Source organism: Vibrio gigantis, assembly GCF_024347515.1.
Lineage (GTDB): Bacteria > Pseudomonadota > Gammaproteobacteria > Enterobacterales > Vibrionaceae > Vibrio > Vibrio gigantis.
Genome location: NZ_AP025493.1, coordinates 1,027,038 through 1,042,646 on the forward strand (window position 1 = coordinate 1,027,038; position 15,609 = coordinate 1,042,646).

The 15,609-nt window shown below is 45.9% G+C and carries 14 protein-coding genes; 10 read left to right on the forward strand and 4 right to left on the reverse strand.

Annotated elements, in window-relative coordinates:
* The first annotated feature begins 74 nt into the window (after positions 1-74).
* From OCV56_RS20700 to OCV56_RS20715, 4 genes are all read left to right on the forward strand, one after another.
* A complete protein-coding gene (locus OCV56_RS20700; protein WP_086714349.1) occupies positions 75-1,097 on the forward strand; it encodes an ADP-ribosylglycohydrolase family protein in 1,023 nt (340 codons plus the stop codon).
* Positions 1,087-2,040, forward strand: coding sequence for a PfkB family carbohydrate kinase (locus OCV56_RS20705; protein WP_086714351.1), 954 nt, complete (start codon positions 1,087-1,089; stop codon positions 2,038-2,040). The genes OCV56_RS20700 and OCV56_RS20705 overlap by 11 nt, the downstream gene beginning before the upstream one ends.
* A gap of 91 nt (positions 2,041-2,131) precedes the next feature.
* Positions 2,132-3,418: an L-lactate MFS transporter gene (locus OCV56_RS20710; protein WP_228761167.1), complete on the forward strand. Its 1,287-nt coding sequence runs from the start codon at positions 2,132-2,134 to the stop codon at positions 3,416-3,418.
* Between the two features lie 120 nt (positions 3,419-3,538).
* Positions 3,539-4,282 (forward strand): GntR family transcriptional regulator, encoded by a 744-nt coding sequence (locus OCV56_RS20715; RefSeq protein ID WP_086714354.1) that lies wholly within the window; start codon positions 3,539-3,541, stop codon positions 4,280-4,282.
* A 91-nt stretch (positions 4,283-4,373) separates the two neighbouring features.
* On the opposite strand, the gene OCV56_RS20720 is transcribed toward OCV56_RS20715, so the two are convergent.
* Complete coding sequence (locus tag OCV56_RS20720; RefSeq protein ID WP_086714355.1) at positions 4,374-6,353, reverse strand: methyl-accepting chemotaxis protein; 1,980 nt, start codon at positions 6,351-6,353, stop codon at positions 4,374-4,376.
* Positions 6,354-6,748: 395 nt separating this feature from the next.
* On the opposite strand from OCV56_RS20720, the gene OCV56_RS20725 reads away from it, so the two are divergent.
* Positions 6,749-6,922: a hypothetical protein gene (locus OCV56_RS20725; protein WP_086714358.1), complete on the forward strand. Its 174-nt coding sequence runs from the start codon at positions 6,749-6,751 to the stop codon at positions 6,920-6,922.
* Positions 6,923-6,994: 72 nt separating this feature from the next.
* On the opposite strand, the gene OCV56_RS20730 is transcribed toward OCV56_RS20725, so the two are convergent.
* Positions 6,995-7,594 (reverse strand): hypothetical protein, encoded by a 600-nt coding sequence (locus tag OCV56_RS20730; protein WP_086714360.1) that lies wholly within the window; start codon positions 7,592-7,594, stop codon positions 6,995-6,997.
* A 202-nt stretch (positions 7,595-7,796) separates the two neighbouring features.
* Between OCV56_RS20730 and OCV56_RS20735 the strand changes: the two genes are divergently transcribed.
* Complete coding sequence (locus OCV56_RS20735; RefSeq protein WP_086714362.1) at positions 7,797-8,342, forward strand: TetR/AcrR family transcriptional regulator; 546 nt, start codon at positions 7,797-7,799, stop codon at positions 8,340-8,342.
* Between the two features lie 168 nt (positions 8,343-8,510).
* The gene (locus OCV56_RS20740; protein ID WP_086714363.1) at positions 8,511-9,095 is read left to right on the forward strand and encodes a TetR/AcrR family transcriptional regulator; all 585 of its coding nucleotides are present in this window, start codon (positions 8,511-8,513) and stop codon (positions 9,093-9,095) included.
* A 115-nt stretch (positions 9,096-9,210) separates the two neighbouring features.
* On the opposite strand, the gene OCV56_RS20745 is transcribed toward OCV56_RS20740, so the two are convergent.
* Entirely contained in the window at positions 9,211-11,076 is a 1,866-nt protein-coding gene (locus OCV56_RS20745) for a fructose-specific PTS transporter subunit EIIC (protein WP_086714365.1), read from the reverse strand.
* Positions 11,077-11,381: 305 nt separating this feature from the next.
* Between OCV56_RS20745 and OCV56_RS20750 the strand changes: the two genes are divergently transcribed.
* Both OCV56_RS20750 and OCV56_RS20755 read left to right on the forward strand, forming a co-directional pair.
* Positions 11,382-11,684, forward strand: a complete 303-nt coding sequence (locus OCV56_RS20750; RefSeq protein ID WP_086714366.1) for a PTS fructose transporter subunit IIB — start codon at positions 11,382-11,384, stop codon at positions 11,682-11,684.
* Positions 11,685-11,691: 7 nt separating this feature from the next.
* Entirely contained in the window at positions 11,692-12,465 is a 774-nt protein-coding gene (locus OCV56_RS20755) for a PTS sugar transporter subunit IIA (RefSeq protein ID WP_086714368.1), read from the forward strand.
* Positions 12,466-12,482: 17 nt separating this feature from the next.
* Here the strand turns inward: OCV56_RS20755 and OCV56_RS20760 are convergent, their stop codons facing one another.
* Entirely contained in the window at positions 12,483-13,322 is an 840-nt protein-coding gene (locus OCV56_RS20760) for a helix-turn-helix transcriptional regulator (protein WP_008216642.1), read from the reverse strand.
* A 379-nt stretch (positions 13,323-13,701) separates the two neighbouring features.
* Between OCV56_RS20760 and OCV56_RS20765 the strand changes: the two genes are divergently transcribed.
* Positions 13,702-15,606: a PTS fructose transporter subunit IIABC gene (locus tag OCV56_RS20765; RefSeq protein WP_086714369.1), complete on the forward strand. Its 1,905-nt coding sequence runs from the start codon at positions 13,702-13,704 to the stop codon at positions 15,604-15,606.
* Positions 15,607-15,609: the final 3 nt, after the last annotated feature.

Genomic DNA, 15,609 nt, shown 5'->3' on the forward strand with positions numbered 1-15,609 from the left:
TTTGTACCTGCTCAGTCTCTCCCCCTAGTTTCTGACTGAGCAGTTTTTAAATAACCTATTTTTGGTGAAGTAAGATGAACATTTCAAAACAAGACAGAATTTTAGGCACTTTTTATGGTCAAGCACTGGGTGATTCAATGGGAATGCCCTCAGAGCTTTGGCCAAGAAGCCGAGTAAAAGATCACTTTGGTTGGATTGATTCTTTCCTACCTGGACCTGCTGAAAACAACGCCGCTTGTTATTTCGATGCTTGCCAATTCACGGATGACACGTCAATGGCGCTGGCTCTTGCTGACGCCATCATCGAATGCGACGGTGAGATCTCACCAGAAATCATTGCTCGCAACGTATTAAACTGGGCTGAAGGCTTCGATGCTTTCAATAAAAACATTTTCGGTCCAAGCTCGAAAGCCGCAATGCGTGCCATTAAAGAAGGTACTTCAATTGACGAACTTGAAAACAACGGTGTGACTAATGGCGCTGCGATGCGTGTATCGCCTATGGGCTGCCTGGTTCCAACCACTAGCCTAGATACATTCATTGACCAAATTGCACTGGCCTCAAGCCCTACGCACAAATCTGATGTTGCGATTGCAGGTGCGGTTGCGATTGCTTGGTCGGTATCAAAAGCGATTGAAGGACATAACTGGAGCGCAATCAAAGATCAGCTACCTGCTATTGCCAATGCAGCTCAAACCAAAAACATCACCACTTTCAGTGCATCGATGGGCGCTCGTATCGAACTTGCTCTAATGGTTGCTTCTGAAAATAGCGGTATTGAAGAGCGTATGGAGAAGATCTACAACCTAGTTGGTGCTGGTGTAAGTACGATTGAATCGGTGCCTGCGGCAATCGCGATGGTTGAATTAGCACAAACCGATCCAAATCGTTGTGCCATCTTATGTGCAAACTTAGGCGGTGATACCGATACCATAGGTGCGATGGCAACAGCTATCTGTGGCGCACTTAATGGTATTCAAGCTATCGATATCGAACTGAAAAAACAGCTCGATGACGAAAACCAACTCGACTTTGCCGGTTACGCTGAAACCTTCCTACGCTTAAGAGAGATTAAGGAGCAAGGGTATGCCTCATAGTGCTTTGATTACACTGATTCCAACTCTACAGAACAAACGACAGTTGTGCCTAATCGGCGCTGCTGTGGTCGATATCGTGACAGAGACACCTGCGTTACCAAAACGCGGCACAGATGTAGAGCTAACCGAGAAAGGCATTCATGTTGGCGGGTGTGCTCTCAACATCGCCATTGCATTGAAAAAGCTCGGTGTTGACTCCATTAATGCTCTGCCAATTGGCCAAGGTAAATGGGCTGATACCATTACTGCAGCAATGGCTGAGAAAGGCCTAACAAGTAACCTACGAGATCCAAGTGGCGACAATGGTTGGTGTTTAGCGCTAGTAGAGCCAGATGGCGAACGCACCTTCCTATCTGTTAGCGGCGTTGAGAACAATTGGAATCAACAAGCACTTGAGCAGTTGGATCTTCAAGACGATGCAATCATCTACCTTTCTGGTTATCAGTTGTCTTCGGGTTGTGGTGAAGAGATCGTTAGCTGGCTAGAAACATTGCCCAACAGCATTGAGCTGTTCATCGATTTTGGCCCTCGTATTGGTGATATTCCAAAATCGCTATTTGAGCGCCTAATCAAACTGAAGCCAACGGTGTCTTTGAACCGTCAAGAAGCCGAAGTGCTAGGTATGCAAGACATCAACACCTTTGTTGAGCAATGGCATAACCGTTATGGCTGCCCACTAATCTTGCGCATCGACAGCGATGGCGCACTATTCGCCAACCAAGATGGTCATGGAAATGTTGCACCATTTAAAGCGACGGTGGTTGACACAATAGGCGCTGGTGACACCCATGCAGGCGGCGTATTAGCAGGCTTAGCTTCTGGCTGGGAACTACCCGATGCAATCTTGTTAGGCAATGCCGTGGCATCTTACGTGGTGAGCCATGTAGGTGGCGACTGTGCCCCGAGCGTGGACGAGATTACTCGTTACCTTAATCAATACTAATCCTTGTTAACTCATGTAGACACTAGGCTCAGTATGACTGGGCCTTTTTGTTACGCCTGTCATTTTTACCTAGCTTTTTGGCCTCTCTATTATGAATCATTCTTCTGTTATGAACCGTTTTTCTAATGCAAATAACAAAGCAACAAGGATTCTGCTTGCTAGCTGTGGAATCAACCTCTGCATCGGTGTTCTCTATACCTGGAGCGTGTTTAAAAATTCTCTTTTGAGCCTTGGTTGGAACAACACTCAAGCTTCAATGCCCTACACCATCACCATCATAACCCTTTCATTGGCACTGCTCATTGCTGGTCGTATTCAAGATAAGATTGGCCCACAAAAGGTATTGATGGTGGGTTCTTTGATGGCGGGCGCAGGAATGATCTTAGCAAGCCTCTCCTTAACCCCTTGGAACCTTAATGTCAGCTTTGGTTTGATCACTGGTGCGGGAATTGGCTTCGCTTACGCATGCTTGAACCCAACTGCAATGAAGTGGTTTCATTCTTCTCAGAAAGGCATGGTCAATGGGTTACTCGCCACGGCGTTTGGCCTTGCTGCTATCTACTTGGCCCCGCTTACTAGCTACCTAATATCTGTTATTGGGTTAGAGCAAAGCTTACGTGCTTTAGGTATGGGGCTAGTACTCGTCGCTTTCCCATTAGCTTGTTCTATTAAAAATCCACCCGTTGGTTATGAACCCAAAGCTCGTTCATCAGAATCGAATTCCTCCAAGCCTGTGTCAAAGCCAATCCGCAACTACATATGGAAAGAGATGCTCGCAACCAAACAGTTCTACTTGCTGTGGTTTACATACGCTTTTGGTGCGGCCGCTGGTTTGATGATCATCGCCAACATCACTTCAATTGCGGCTGAACAAGCCAATATCTTAGAGGGTGCTTATTTGATTGTGACCTTATCGATATTTAACTCGGCAGGCCGACTGGTATCAGGGTTACTGAGCGACAAGATTGGCGCATTAAAAACATTGGCTATCGCACTAGGGCTGCAAACCATCAATATGTTGTTGTTCAGTCAGTTTGTCTCTAGCCCTACTCTGATGGTTGGCGCGGCGTTGGCAGGAGTTGGATATGGCACCTTATTAGCCGTGTTCCCCTCAATCATGGCGGACTTATACGGCCTGAAGAACTTCGGCGCCAACTACGGCGTACTATACACCGCTTGGGGCATTGGCGGCTTTATCGGCCCTATCCTTGCTGCGATATCGATGGACTGGTATGGCAGTTACTCAATCGCTTACTTGATATGTGCGGTCTTGGTGAGCATCGCTACTGTACTCACCTTCCGAGTAAAACCAATCACAACAGAACCATGTAGCGACAAAGAATCGGCTCCAAGTTGTCAGTTGGAACGTTCAAGCTAGCTCAATGAAACCTCTGAGTGGTGGAATCTTTGTTTCGCCCTCAGATTTCACATTTCTATTAAGTGTGGGCTTAGACTTCGGGTATACTTCGGTTAAATAAAAAAGCTAAAACAGACCTTTATGAGCGCTTATCAACCACTGCTTACCCTGATTCAGGAACGAATCGACCAGAAAGATAAATCACCTCTGTATCTGAAGATTGCCGATTCAGTGAAGCTAGCGACTGAGCAACAAATGCTCAAGGGCGGGGACTTCATTCCGACTGAGCGCGAGTTCAGTGACAAGCTTGGGGTATCTCGTATTACCGTTCGTAAAGCGTTGGATATATTAGATAAAGAAGGTGTGATTGTTCGTTCTCGTGGCTTGGGAACGATGATCAGCGAAACTGTCGAATATTCAAGTAAAGAGGCGACAGGCTTCTCTCAACAAGTGGTTCTGAAAGGCAAAAAACCCGATACACTGTGGATTAAGAAAGACGTGGTTGCTTGCTCTTCTGAAATCGCCAAGATGCTCAAAATTGCCGAAAACGATCAAGTCTTTCTGTTGAAGCGCGTTCGTTACATCGACGAGCAAGCCGTATCCATTGAAGAATCTTACGTTCCTGCTCATTTGATCCATGACCCAGATGAAATTCAGCTGTCGCTTTACGATTACTTCCGCAGCCAAGATATCTCACCGACAAAAACGCAGAGCCGAGTGTCTGCAAAGATGCCAACAGAAGAGTTTCTAGAAAAGCTCAACATCGACGAAACCGTACCGGTTCTGTTAATTGAACAAACCGCTTACGACAAGAAAGGCCTACCGATAGAGTACAGTATCAACCATTGTCGTGGTGATATGTACGTGTTTGTGAGTGAAGACTAAACCAAAGCGCCTTCCATAAGAAAGCCCGTGAATTCTAAGATTCACGGGCTTTTTAGTTTTATTTAATCAGCTTCATTTGAGCGTCTTCGAACTAGCTCTTAAACGTACTCGCAATCTCTTTCAATGAAGCCGCGAGTTCAGCTTGCTCTTTAGCGGTTGCTGCAATTTGCGTTGCACCTGTGGTCGACTCTGTCGACTTCTGTTCAACCGCCATCACGTTTTGTGCGATGTCTTGAGTTACGACCGCTTGCTCTTCTGTTGCTGTGGCGATCTGCTCTGTCATGCTAAAGATCTCGCTTATTGATGCAGAGATGCTTTGTAAGGTCTGCTCGACCTCTTTTGAATCTTCGACTGCTTTTGATGACATCTTCTTGCTGTTATCAATCACGTTGAAGGCTGTTTGCACATCAGACTGTAGCGAGCTGATAAAACCTTCAATTTCCGCTGTCGATTGCTGAGTACGTTGCGCCAGTGTACGAACTTCATCGGCAACCACCGCAAATCCACGACCTTGCTCACCCGCTCGGGCTGCTTCAATTGCCGCGTTCAATGCCAGTAGATTAGTTTGCTCTGCTACCGACTTAATCACATCAATCACGCTGTTAATGTTATTGCTGCTCTCGTGTAGGTGCGTGATCTTTTCCGCTAGGTCATTAATTTCAGATGCCAGCTTTTCGATAGAGTGATAAGAGTTTTGAACCGTACTCAAACCTTCTTGAGACTGCTCATCGACCAGTTTAGCAGAGCTTGCTGTCTGCTGAGTTTTAGCCGCCACCTCATTTACCGTTGCTGATAACTCTTCTGTTGCCGTCGCAACCAAGCCAATTTGGTCTTGTTGTTGAACCAGGGTATTCGAGTTGTAGTGACAAGTTTGCGAAGTTTCTTCAGCAGCTGAAGCTAAGGTCAGGCTAGATTGAGACAGATTGTCGATGACGTTCGAAAATTTCTCCAGTGTTTCATTTAGAGATGATGAGATAAGCCCCAGTTCACTGTTGCCAAGGTACTTGGCTCTTACTGTTAAGTCATTGTCATCACGAACAACAGAAAGTACTGAAGTCAGGTTCTTCACTCGAGCAGTTAAGTCTGTAATCACCTTGAAGCTCACAAACGCAGCAAATAGTGTGATCGCAACAAAAATCGCAATACTGAAGAACAATTCAGATCGAGCTTCATTCGCCTTACTCTCAGTCAAAGCCATCAATGAGTCAGCCAACTGATTCTCTGTTTTCTTCAACTGAACTATACGGCCTGTAGCTTGGGCGAACCAGTACACAGGGTCGACATCAAAGCCGCTCATCTTAGATTCAGCCAAACTACGAAGCTTTTCTACTTCTGCCACAGAGCGGTCATTTAACTGTTGCTCAAAGAAACGAACGTTAGCAGGGTTGCTCAACACTTCAAAGTTCGAGAAATAGGTATTTTGCTCTGTCACCAAAGAGATGAATTTCACCAGCATACCCGGGCCAAATTCATTTTTTGAAAAGGTGTTATTTAGGACAGCACGCTCGATACCAGCTCGCTCTTTACCTTGTAAAAAGTTGTAGTAAGCGATGGTTTCTGTAGTAATGGTGGCATCAGAGCTTAACTCCGCAATTAACGCCGAAACGCTAAGCAGCTTTGCATTAAGTTTGGTGTAGTAACCCAATGCCTCAGAAAGCGGAATCGATTGAGAATCCACTCGATTTCGAATCGTCGTGATCTGATTAAGGCTTTGGCTGATCTCTGTGTTCAGGCGTTTAATCTGTGGCAGATTGATATTGGCAGACTGCCAGTAATCGTTTCTTTGATTGCGTCGGTTATCGGCATTGGTTCTCTGCGCGGCTAATTCACTGACAAACTTAGTACCTTGAGAGCCAATAAAGCCAGCTGTCATGCCTCGCTCTTTTTGTAACTCATGCACTAACTCACTGTACACAACCGAAAGGCGTGTCAGTTGATTCAATGAGGACATTTCAGTCTTTGTTTCTACGCTTTTGGATATCGCAGAAACACTGAGCCAGAGAAACCCTAAGATCGGTAAAATAAGCAAAGCGATGATTTTTTGCTTAAAAGACATATCGGTTAATTTCATTTTTATTTCCTAGCGGCTAACGAATCTTTATTTATCGTGTAATTAGACACACTTCTAAAACGGTGTACCTTTACTGAGATCATAATAATATTTAGTTTTATCAATTACCGTGCCATATTGGACGACAATCGATAACGCTAGCATTTAACCTTACATAATTCATTGACTTATTTATAAAACTGTTAGCTATGCAACTTAAGAAAACATAAAAACCGTGCAACAACATTTTTCCGGCGCAAGTGACTGAAAAATGACAGTTTTTATTAACCCTAAAGAGGTATAAAAACACCTTTTATCTCTTCCTTTGTCACTATATATTCAACGCCAACTATGTATAATGCCGGGCTCAAAAAGTTACGAATTAAATTAACGTAGAAGCATAATTAGAGGTTTTTATGGACTGTCCTGCTTGCGAAGAACACATTGTATGGGAATGGGTCGAAGAAGAAGCAATCGAACCCAATGAAGAATTCGATTGTCCAGAGTGCGAAGAAACGCTGATGTACACTATCGATGAAGGCACCTATTACGGTGCGCAGCACAAAACCGTCGAAGTTGTAGATAGTTGAACGCCAACGCTAGTTTGAATTCAAGCCATACGAACTAGCGTAAGCACATATTGTTACTCTCTTCCAGATAGATTAAACCTCTTCATTTTCCGGGCGGTAAGGTTCTTCTCGTAGAATATGGCTGATTAGTAACTTCAAATAGAACACAGGTAAAAACCACTCTAAGCCGACCGGTGATTCCAGGACATAAAGCGATAAAATTAAGCTCAGTGTGTATAGGATCAAAGCAACCGGACGTTGTAGATAGAGTGCAGTTTTCAATACCAAGGCACACGCCAACATCATATAGCCACCGGTCACTGCTACCCACATCAGATTCAAATCCAAGAACAGCCAACTGAATACTGTTAGTTGAATGAAGTGAATAGCGATAAAGGTCATGTGTTGTTTAAAGCCTTCCCCTTCTCTGTGGAACCAGCGCTTGGCACTTGATGTCGCGTTGGTGATCACGCCACCCAACATGTCGATGGTTAACAGAACTGCCGCTACGTATTGCCCCCAAGACCAACCCAACTCTGCATGGTTGGCATACGCGGCAATAAGCACACCCGCTATGAAGGGAATGTACAGTTGCAGGTTCTTCTCTGCTGATGTCGCACCCGGACCAATAAATTTATCTAGTCCGCCCAAGAAGCCCGCTCTGAATGGGGGTAGATTCCAATCAATTCTCATAGTTACCTCGAATAATCGTCGTTTGATTTTTATTTAGAACACTTGGTCTTTTTAAATTAGATCGAAGTTTGGTTGCTGTAAAGAATTATTTTGACCACTTGGACTAATTTAAACTAAGATGGCACTTATCAGATGTATTAAGCTGTTGCTTCAGTTGCCTAAATCAACTGAACATTCAAACATTTAATTCCGAGGAAGGCTCATGCCAAAGATCGTCGATCATGACAAAAGACGCGAAGAGATCGCACTTAAAGCCGCAGGTGTGTTTTTAGAGTTTGGTTATAAAGAACTGGGAATGAGACAACTGTGCTCACACCTCAACATGAGTAAAAGCGCGGTTTATCACTACTACAAAAGTAAGGACGAACTTTTTAGGGCTGCGACCGAAGCCATTGTTCGACACGATGGCGGTAACCTCGCCGACTTGCCTCTAGCTGTGGATGCTACAACCGAGCAAAAGGTTGAAAACTTCGTCCATATCTTTCAAGCGATACAGTCACGCTACTTCCAAGAGATGAAGTTGGTCTTTGATTACATTGATGTAATTGGTCAAGAAGCCGTAGCTGAAGATGCCAGCATCGAGATCGCCAACAATAAGTATCAACAGCTGCTCGCCCAATACATCGATGCCGAGAATGCGGTCGAGCTGTATAGCATCCTCATCGGCCTACTGACCCACCAAACCCTGTGTGGTGGAAAGCTTGAACCTGAGTATGTGCGTTCCGTGGCAAGTAAATACTTAAACTAGCCAGTCTTTTGAAAAGTAAGAGTGTAGCCAAACAGTATCAAAGGCTTAGTTGCTTTAAGACGCTCAAGTTAGGTCGATTGGAATCAAGCTAAGCCAAACACACCTTTACTGGAACGAACGTTCAGCATAAAATATTGAACATATGTTCAGATTAATGAAGTAGATGTTATGGCCAAGACTGCGAAGTTCGATAGACAAGATGTTGTAGATAAAGCAACGAACCTGTATTGGGAAAAGGGCTTTCACGCGACTTCCATGCGTAACCTGCAAGATGTGATTGATATGCGTCCGGGTAGCATCTACGCGACCTTTGGCAGCAAAGAAGGTCTGTTTAAAGAGACGCTTGCTCGTTATACCGAGCTTGGCATTCTCAACCTGAACCGCTTTCGTAGCGAAACAGATTCACCAATCAAAGCGCTTGAAAGCTTCGTAAAACGTGCTGTTGTTGAATCTAAACAAAGTGCGCCAAACGGCATGTGTATGTTGGCTAAGACGGTGGCAGAGCTGACTGACGAGCACGCCGAGTTGTTAGAAGAGGCGAAGAGGTCTCTAAAAATCATGGAAGGCGAATTCGCCAAGCTAATTGCAGAAGCACAAGAGCTTGGTGAAATAAGCAAAGAGCGTGAACCAGTTCAGCTTGCTCGACACGTTCAGGTTCAAATCGCAGGCCTGCGTACCTACGCGAAAACCTGTGACGACATCGATTTACTTAACTCAATGGTTGAAGACGTATTTAAGTATCATCCTTTTTAAATGCTGAACTCAGACATATCAACAAAAAGACTCCACTGTTAGCTAAGGGCTAAAGCGGAGTCTTTTTAGTTTTGATCTCGTTAACTTTGTAGCCAATTAACTCTTAGTTTAAGGGTTACACCTTTCTCATGATCAGCGCCTGCGCATTAAGCATCGCTTCTTTGGTGCTGACATCTAAGATCTTCACATTCGCAAAGCGCTCGACTTCTTTAATCGCCACATCATGAGCGAAGATCACCAACCTCGCCCTTTCAATATCTTTCTGTGTAATGCGATTACCTATTCCATTTGCACCTTGGGTCTCGACCTTTATACGAACTCCAAGGTGATGAGCCGCCTTTTCTAAAGACTTAGCCGCCAAGAAAGTATGAGCAACACCTGAAGGACATGAAGTAATCGCGAGTACATCCGCTTGCCCTTCTTCCGTCACCGAGCCACCTGCTGACTGATAAGAAAGTTCGTCGCCCTCTACCACATTCTTCTTAAGCAGTATCACGATGAATGCTGTGGTTAGCGCCCCCGCAAGTGTGCCGATAATGTAGCCAATTTTGCCATCAACTACAGGCAGAACAATCCATCCGCCCCATGGTGCATGGTTTACCACATGGAACATAAAGCCAACCACGTTACCGACAATACCACCAGCAACCACAGCAGGTAGCACTCGCGCAGGGTCAGCAGCGGCAAAAGGAATTGCCCCTTCACTAATGCCAATCATCCCCATGATGCCTGCGGCTTTACCTGCTTCGCGTTCGTCTCGCTTGAACTTCTTAGGTGACAGGAAAGTCGCCAAAGCCATGCCAAGTGGCGGCGTACAAATCGCAATGCCGACACCTCCCATCAACCAAGGTTGGGTATTAACCTGAGTCTGAGCAAACAGCGTAGCGACCTTGTTGATCGGGCCGCCCATATCAAAGGCTGTCATTGCACCAAGAATACTACCGAGCACCATTTTTCCTGAGCCTGCCATCCCCGTGAGCATTTGGTTCATCTCTAACATCACTTGAGCTATCGGGGAACCAATCACCCACATCACTGCACCACAGGTTACAAAGGTACCGACTAACGGGTAGATGAAAATAGAGCTCAGCGAGATCATGCTGTCTGGCAGTTTGATCTTCTTAAGGAGATTTACCACAAAACCTGCGAAGAAACCGACCACGATCGCCCCAAGGAAGCCCGTGTTGTATTGATCTACCGCGACCCAAGAGCCAATCATGCCAGGTGCTAACCCCGGTTTATCAGCCATTGAATACGCGATGTAGCCGCCTAGAACGGCAGTAAACAGAGTTAAGCCTGCGATACCCATCTGTGCAATGTCTGCCAGCACGCCACTTTCAGGCACAGCACCATGGCCTGAAATCATCACTGACAAAGACAACAACACCCCACCCGCGACCACGAACGGAATCATGTGCGAAGTGCCATACAGCAAATGCTCTTTCATGCGATTAAGAGACTGCGCCCAAGGGCTGAGCGGCTCAACGTACACTTCATGATGGCTAGAGGCATAGCTATCGAAAGAGTCGGAATTGGCTTCGAGAAACAGCTCTTGAGCCTCTTCGACCGACTCGACCGCCTTTAATTTTGTAACAAAGTCATCTTCAATCAGTTTGGTCGAAATCTGTGCCAGCACCTCGATATGATGGTCGTCATTGTTGTCTGGTGAAGCGAGCATAAAGAACACATCGGACAGTTCACCGCCATCGGCACCATAATCAATCCCCGTTCGGCTGATACCTACAGCAACGGCAGGTTTAGCAACGGCAGTACTTTTCGCATGTGGAATCGCAATACCATCATCAAATCCCGTATTACCAATCCCCTCACGCTTCCAGATATCATCAAGGAATTCACTTTTATTCGAGAGCTTACCAGCGCGATCGAGTAACTCGACAAGCTCTTCAAAAACTGCCTGTTTTGAGTCTGCTTGCAAATCTAAGCAGATAATCTCGGGCTCGATAATATTAGTGATATCCATGGTTTACTCTGCCTCGCCTGATTTCAGACTGAAGTAATTAGGTTCTTCCGACCTAAATTAAAATTCGATGTTAATAGGATGAAAAGATTAGCGGTGTGTCGGCGATCATCATATAGGACGAAAGGTGCATTAACTGGATTATTGTAACCAAGAACTCAGAGTGTGACGTCCACCTTAGAATAAAAAACGGCAATCCATAAAATCCACAGAACCCATAAACGTATCGCCCCTACGGTATGCTCCCGGTCTATACTGGGTTTTCCCATACCAGAGAGTAAAGTGGCGAGATTAAGCCGAGAATAATAATGAGAATTGTAGCGGTAACTGCGTGCCCTACAGGCATTGCGCACACCTATATGGCAGCTGATGCATTAAATAAAACAGCCCCTAAATTCAACGTTTCAATCAAGGTTGAAACACAAGGCGCTATGGGTATTGAAAACTTACTGTCTGCACAGGACATTACTCTCGCAGACAAAGTGTTGATCGTCTCTGATATCGACATCGAACAACCAAGCCGATTCGACCCAGTAAAAACCGTATTCATTCCTATGGAAGAAGTGTTGTTGAGTGTCGATAAGGTTTTCATCAAGCATTGTCGGGCTTGAGCCTTTCATGAACGAATATCAGATCACCTTCTTTGTTGACGACCCAACGGCGAACTCACATGTCGCGCAGCCGCTTGCTCGCTTAGCGAAAAAGTTCAAAAGTACCATCCGCATTATCAACATCACTCAAAATCGAACCGCCGATCTCTCCAAATCTGTCGCGATGTTACAGGTGGGTTTACTCCGAGGGGATTTATGCCAGATTACCGCGGTAGGTATTGATGCCGAGCTGGCCTGTTTTGTCATAAAAGACGTGATTGCCGAACACTACACCATGGTTGGCTCACAAGTGAATCATGAGTTCTCTAACGATCTTATCCAACGCATGCCTCAGATATGCCCACCTTGCGACATCAGGTGGCACCATGCTAAAGCACAAACTCAACTGACCAAGTTTGAGTGCTTAAAAGGGCTCGCTCAATTAGTGCATCCAGCAGATCCGGATGAGCTGATTCTTGCCTTCATTAAACGAGAAGAACGCTCGTCTACGTGTGTGTCACCGGGGATCGCCTTACCCCATGTGATGTTTGAATCGACCCAAGACCTCTCTATTGCCGTTATCGTCAGTGATGACCCCATCGATTGGGCCTCTCCAATTGGCCAAGTCCACGTGGCTATAGCTTTGGTATTACCAACTAAACCGCAGCGAGAACACATTGTTGCCGCCACCAACCTGACACGAAATCTACTACACGATCAGGTCAATGAGCGTTTGCAAAAGACCCGAAGCAGCGTCGACCTACAAGCCCTGTTGATGTACATCTCTTCACGTCTTATTTAATGACTAGAACGTCAGATCTAGATTGATCCTCGATACTCTGTCGGCGTTCGTCCTGTGCGGTTTTTAAAAACTCGGCAGAAATAGTTCACATCTTTAAAACCACAACGTACAGAGACTTCATTGAGCTTAAAGTTATACTTCTTGAGCATGAACTTAGCACGGTCAACTCGCACACGAGTGATGTACTCTGCCAACGTCATATGGCCTTGTTGGCGGAACATTCGTGACAAATGGTTAGAGGAAATACTAAAACGCGAGGCAATGCTATCTCGGGTGATCTGACGGTGGAAGTTCTCTTGAATATAGATACAAATGCCCTGATACACATCCTGAACTCGGCTGTGAGATTTCTCGACAGGCGCATCTAACATCGTCTTGCTATATTGAAGCAGTGCTTGCAGCAATAACTCATCCATCGGCTGCTTGTTACTCTCGCGTGCTAATGAACTGAGCGCCTCAAGGATATTGTCAATGGCAAAGCCAGAGCGAGTCTGAATACTGTGCTTTTGAATATCATAAAAGCTCTCTTCGCCTTTGCGCTTACTCACCAAGCTTAAACCAAGCTGACGACGGCCAAACAACATACTCAGCACTGAGCAATCAGTATCCCAGTTCGGCTTGTTCCAACAGTTAGGCGGGATGAAAATCGCATCCCCAGCTTTCGCGACAACGTTAGTGATCTTACGATCATGACTCTCCATTTCATTAATATACTCACCGTCGAGCACCAGCTCTAGACGCGGAAAGTTCACCTGATAACTGAATGCTGAAGGCGTGTGAAAATCGCCCGCAAACCAGATGTTATGAAATGGTTCTCGCTCATTTAATACCGACGAGATTAGGTCATGAAATATCATTTATTCGAACTCTTAAAAGCAGCAATAACGCTACGGCAATAGATATACTCCTTAGTGAAACATAGCGCTATTGAGCAAAATCACAATTTGAGATCTAGGTTACAAAAATCCAGTAGTGGAAATAAATATCCAGTCTAAGGCCAGATTTAGAACACCGTTGTCATGATAAAAAAATCGACCTAAAACCTTATCAACAAAAGCCTTACAAGCTCACCAAAGTTGTCAACACTCCCCCAAAACGGCGCTCCTAAACGATCAAAATCACACTCTATTTAGAAGGCAACAATCATCCAGTAAATGCGTTTTTTCTTCACTACAGAAGGCAAGTAATCAATTTCAGAATATCCCTAACAAAATAAAAACAGAGTAGGGGTTCATTATGATCACAACACTGATCAATCAAGATTTGATTAAGCTTTCGCTTAGCGCTAATTCCAAAGAAGACGTATTTAAGGAACTGATAGATGTGCTATACGCACAAGGCCGAATTTCAGACAAGGCTCAGTTTCTTGCCGACATTAAAGCGCGAGAAGAACAAGGTAATACCGGCTTTGAAGAAGGCATCGCCCTACCACACGCGAAAAGTAGCGCGGTAATCAAACCTGCGGTTGTTATCGGCGTGCACAAAGAAGGCATCGACTACGGCGCCGATGATGGTCAACCTTCAAAACTGTTCTTTATGATTGCCTCTCCCGATGGCGGCGACAATCACCATATCGAAGTATTGGCAGAGCTCTCTTCAAAACTGATTGAAGAGGGTTTCATCGAAAACTTCATGAATGCCGATTCCGAGCAAACCGCGTTGGAACTACTTCTGACGAAACCAGAGCCAGCTCAAACCGAAGAAACGACAGAAACCCAAGGCTTCATCATTGGTGTAACAGGTTGCCCAGCTGGCGTAGCACACACCTACTTGGCAGCTGAAGCGCTAGAGAAAGGCGCAGCGGCACTTGGCTACGATGTTAAGGTCGAAACCAACGGCTCTATTGGCGTTAAAAACAGCCCAACTCAAGAAGAGATTGAACGTGCAGACGCGATTGTCGTGGCTTGTGACAAGCAGGTCGACATGGCTCGTTTTGCCGGCAAACGCGTTATCTGCACCAACGTAAAAGCACCAATCAAAGACGCGCAAGGCTTGATTAAACAAGCACTCAACGCGCCAAGCTACCAAGCAGAACAAGCGCCGACCAATCAATCCGTTGCCGAAAAAGCCTCACAAGCGCGTTCAGACCTTTACCGTTACTTGATGAATGGCGTATCACACATGATCCCATTCGTAGTGACAGGTGGCCTTTTGATTGCCCTAGCCTTAGCGATTGGTGGCGAGCCAAGTGAATCTGGCATGGCGATCCCTGCTGGCAGCATGTGGAACCAAATTCTGGAAGTGGGCGTAGTTGCCTTCACCCTGATGATCCCGATTCTGGCAGGTTACATCGCTTACGCGATCGCTGACCGCCCTGCTCTAACCCCTGGCTTGATTGGCGGCTGGATTGCCAATAATGGCTCTTTCTATGGCGCTGACGCAGGTACAGGCTTCATTGGTGCAATCATCGCAGGTCTGTTAGTGGGCTACTTCGTTAAATGGATTACCTCGTTTAACTACCACAAATTCGTTCAGCCGCTTGTGCCTATCATGATCGCTCCAATCACTGGTTCTCTATTCATTGCAGGTCTGTTCATCTTTGTAATAGGTGCTCCAATTGCTGGATTGATGGATGCGCTTACTGCACTGCTAACTAGCATGAGCACAGGTAACGTGGTTCTGCTTGGCATCGTACTGGGTGGCATGGCTGGCTTTGATATGGGTGGCCCATTCAACAAGGTGGCGTTCCTATTCTCGGTTGGCATGATTGCCAGCGGTCAAACTCAATTCATGGGTGCAATGGCGTGTGCAATCCCTGTTGCTCCGCTAGGTATGGCTATCGCAACCAGAATCGGCCGTAAGTTCGACCTGTTCGAATCTTCTGAAATTGAAGCGGGTAAAGCAGCCGGTGCGATGGGCTTGGTGGGTATCTCTGAAGGTGCGATTCCTTTCGCCGCACAAGACCCGATGTCAGTTATCCCTGCCAACGTGCTTGGCTCAATGACGGCTGCGGTTATGGCGTTCTCATTTGGCATCACCAACAGCGTTGCTCACGGTGGCCCTGTGGTTGCTCTACTTGGCGCAATGAACTACCCACTGCTAGCACTTGTGTGCATGGCATCTGGTGCGGGCGTAACTGCGGTTACTTGTATCGCGCTTAAAAATCTACGCAAAGCCAAGCTAGCAACAGCAGCGGCCTAAGCC

Bases quoted from the DNA above. Each gene is read 5' to 3' on its own strand.
- OCV56_RS20760 (WP_008216642.1), bottom strand. From the start codon at position 13,322: ATGATATTTCATGACCTAATCTCGTCGGTATTAAATGAGCGAGAACCA.
- OCV56_RS20705 (WP_086714351.1), top strand. From the start codon at position 1,087: ATGCCTCATAGTGCTTTGATTACACTGATTCCAACTCTACAGAACAAA.
- OCV56_RS20720 (WP_086714355.1), bottom strand. From the start codon at position 6,353: ATGAAATTAACCGATATGTCTTTTAAGCAAAAAATCATCGCTTTGCTT.
- OCV56_RS20755 (WP_086714368.1), top strand. From the start codon at position 11,692: ATGAACGAATATCAGATCACCTTCTTTGTTGACGACCCAACGGCGAAC.
- OCV56_RS20740 (WP_086714363.1), top strand. From the start codon at position 8,511: ATGGCCAAGACTGCGAAGTTCGATAGACAAGATGTTGTAGATAAAGCA.
- OCV56_RS20735 (WP_086714362.1), top strand. From the start codon at position 7,797: ATGCCAAAGATCGTCGATCATGACAAAAGACGCGAAGAGATCGCACTT.
- OCV56_RS20745 (WP_086714365.1), bottom strand. From the start codon at position 11,076: ATGGATATCACTAATATTATCGAGCCCGAGATTATCTGCTTAGATTTG.
- OCV56_RS20750 (WP_086714366.1), top strand. From the start codon at position 11,382: ATGAGAATTGTAGCGGTAACTGCGTGCCCTACAGGCATTGCGCACACC.
- OCV56_RS20710 (WP_228761167.1), top strand. From the start codon at position 2,132: ATGAATCATTCTTCTGTTATGAACCGTTTTTCTAATGCAAATAACAAA.
- OCV56_RS20765 (WP_086714369.1), top strand. From the start codon at position 13,702: ATGATCACAACACTGATCAATCAAGATTTGATTAAGCTTTCGCTTAGC.
- OCV56_RS20730 (WP_086714360.1), bottom strand. From the start codon at position 7,594: ATGAGAATTGATTGGAATCTACCCCCATTCAGAGCGGGCTTCTTGGGC.
- OCV56_RS20715 (WP_086714354.1), top strand. From the start codon at position 3,539: ATGAGCGCTTATCAACCACTGCTTACCCTGATTCAGGAACGAATCGAC.
- OCV56_RS20700 (WP_086714349.1), top strand. From the start codon at position 75: ATGAACATTTCAAAACAAGACAGAATTTTAGGCACTTTTTATGGTCAA.
- OCV56_RS20725 (WP_086714358.1), top strand. From the start codon at position 6,749: ATGGACTGTCCTGCTTGCGAAGAACACATTGTATGGGAATGGGTCGAA.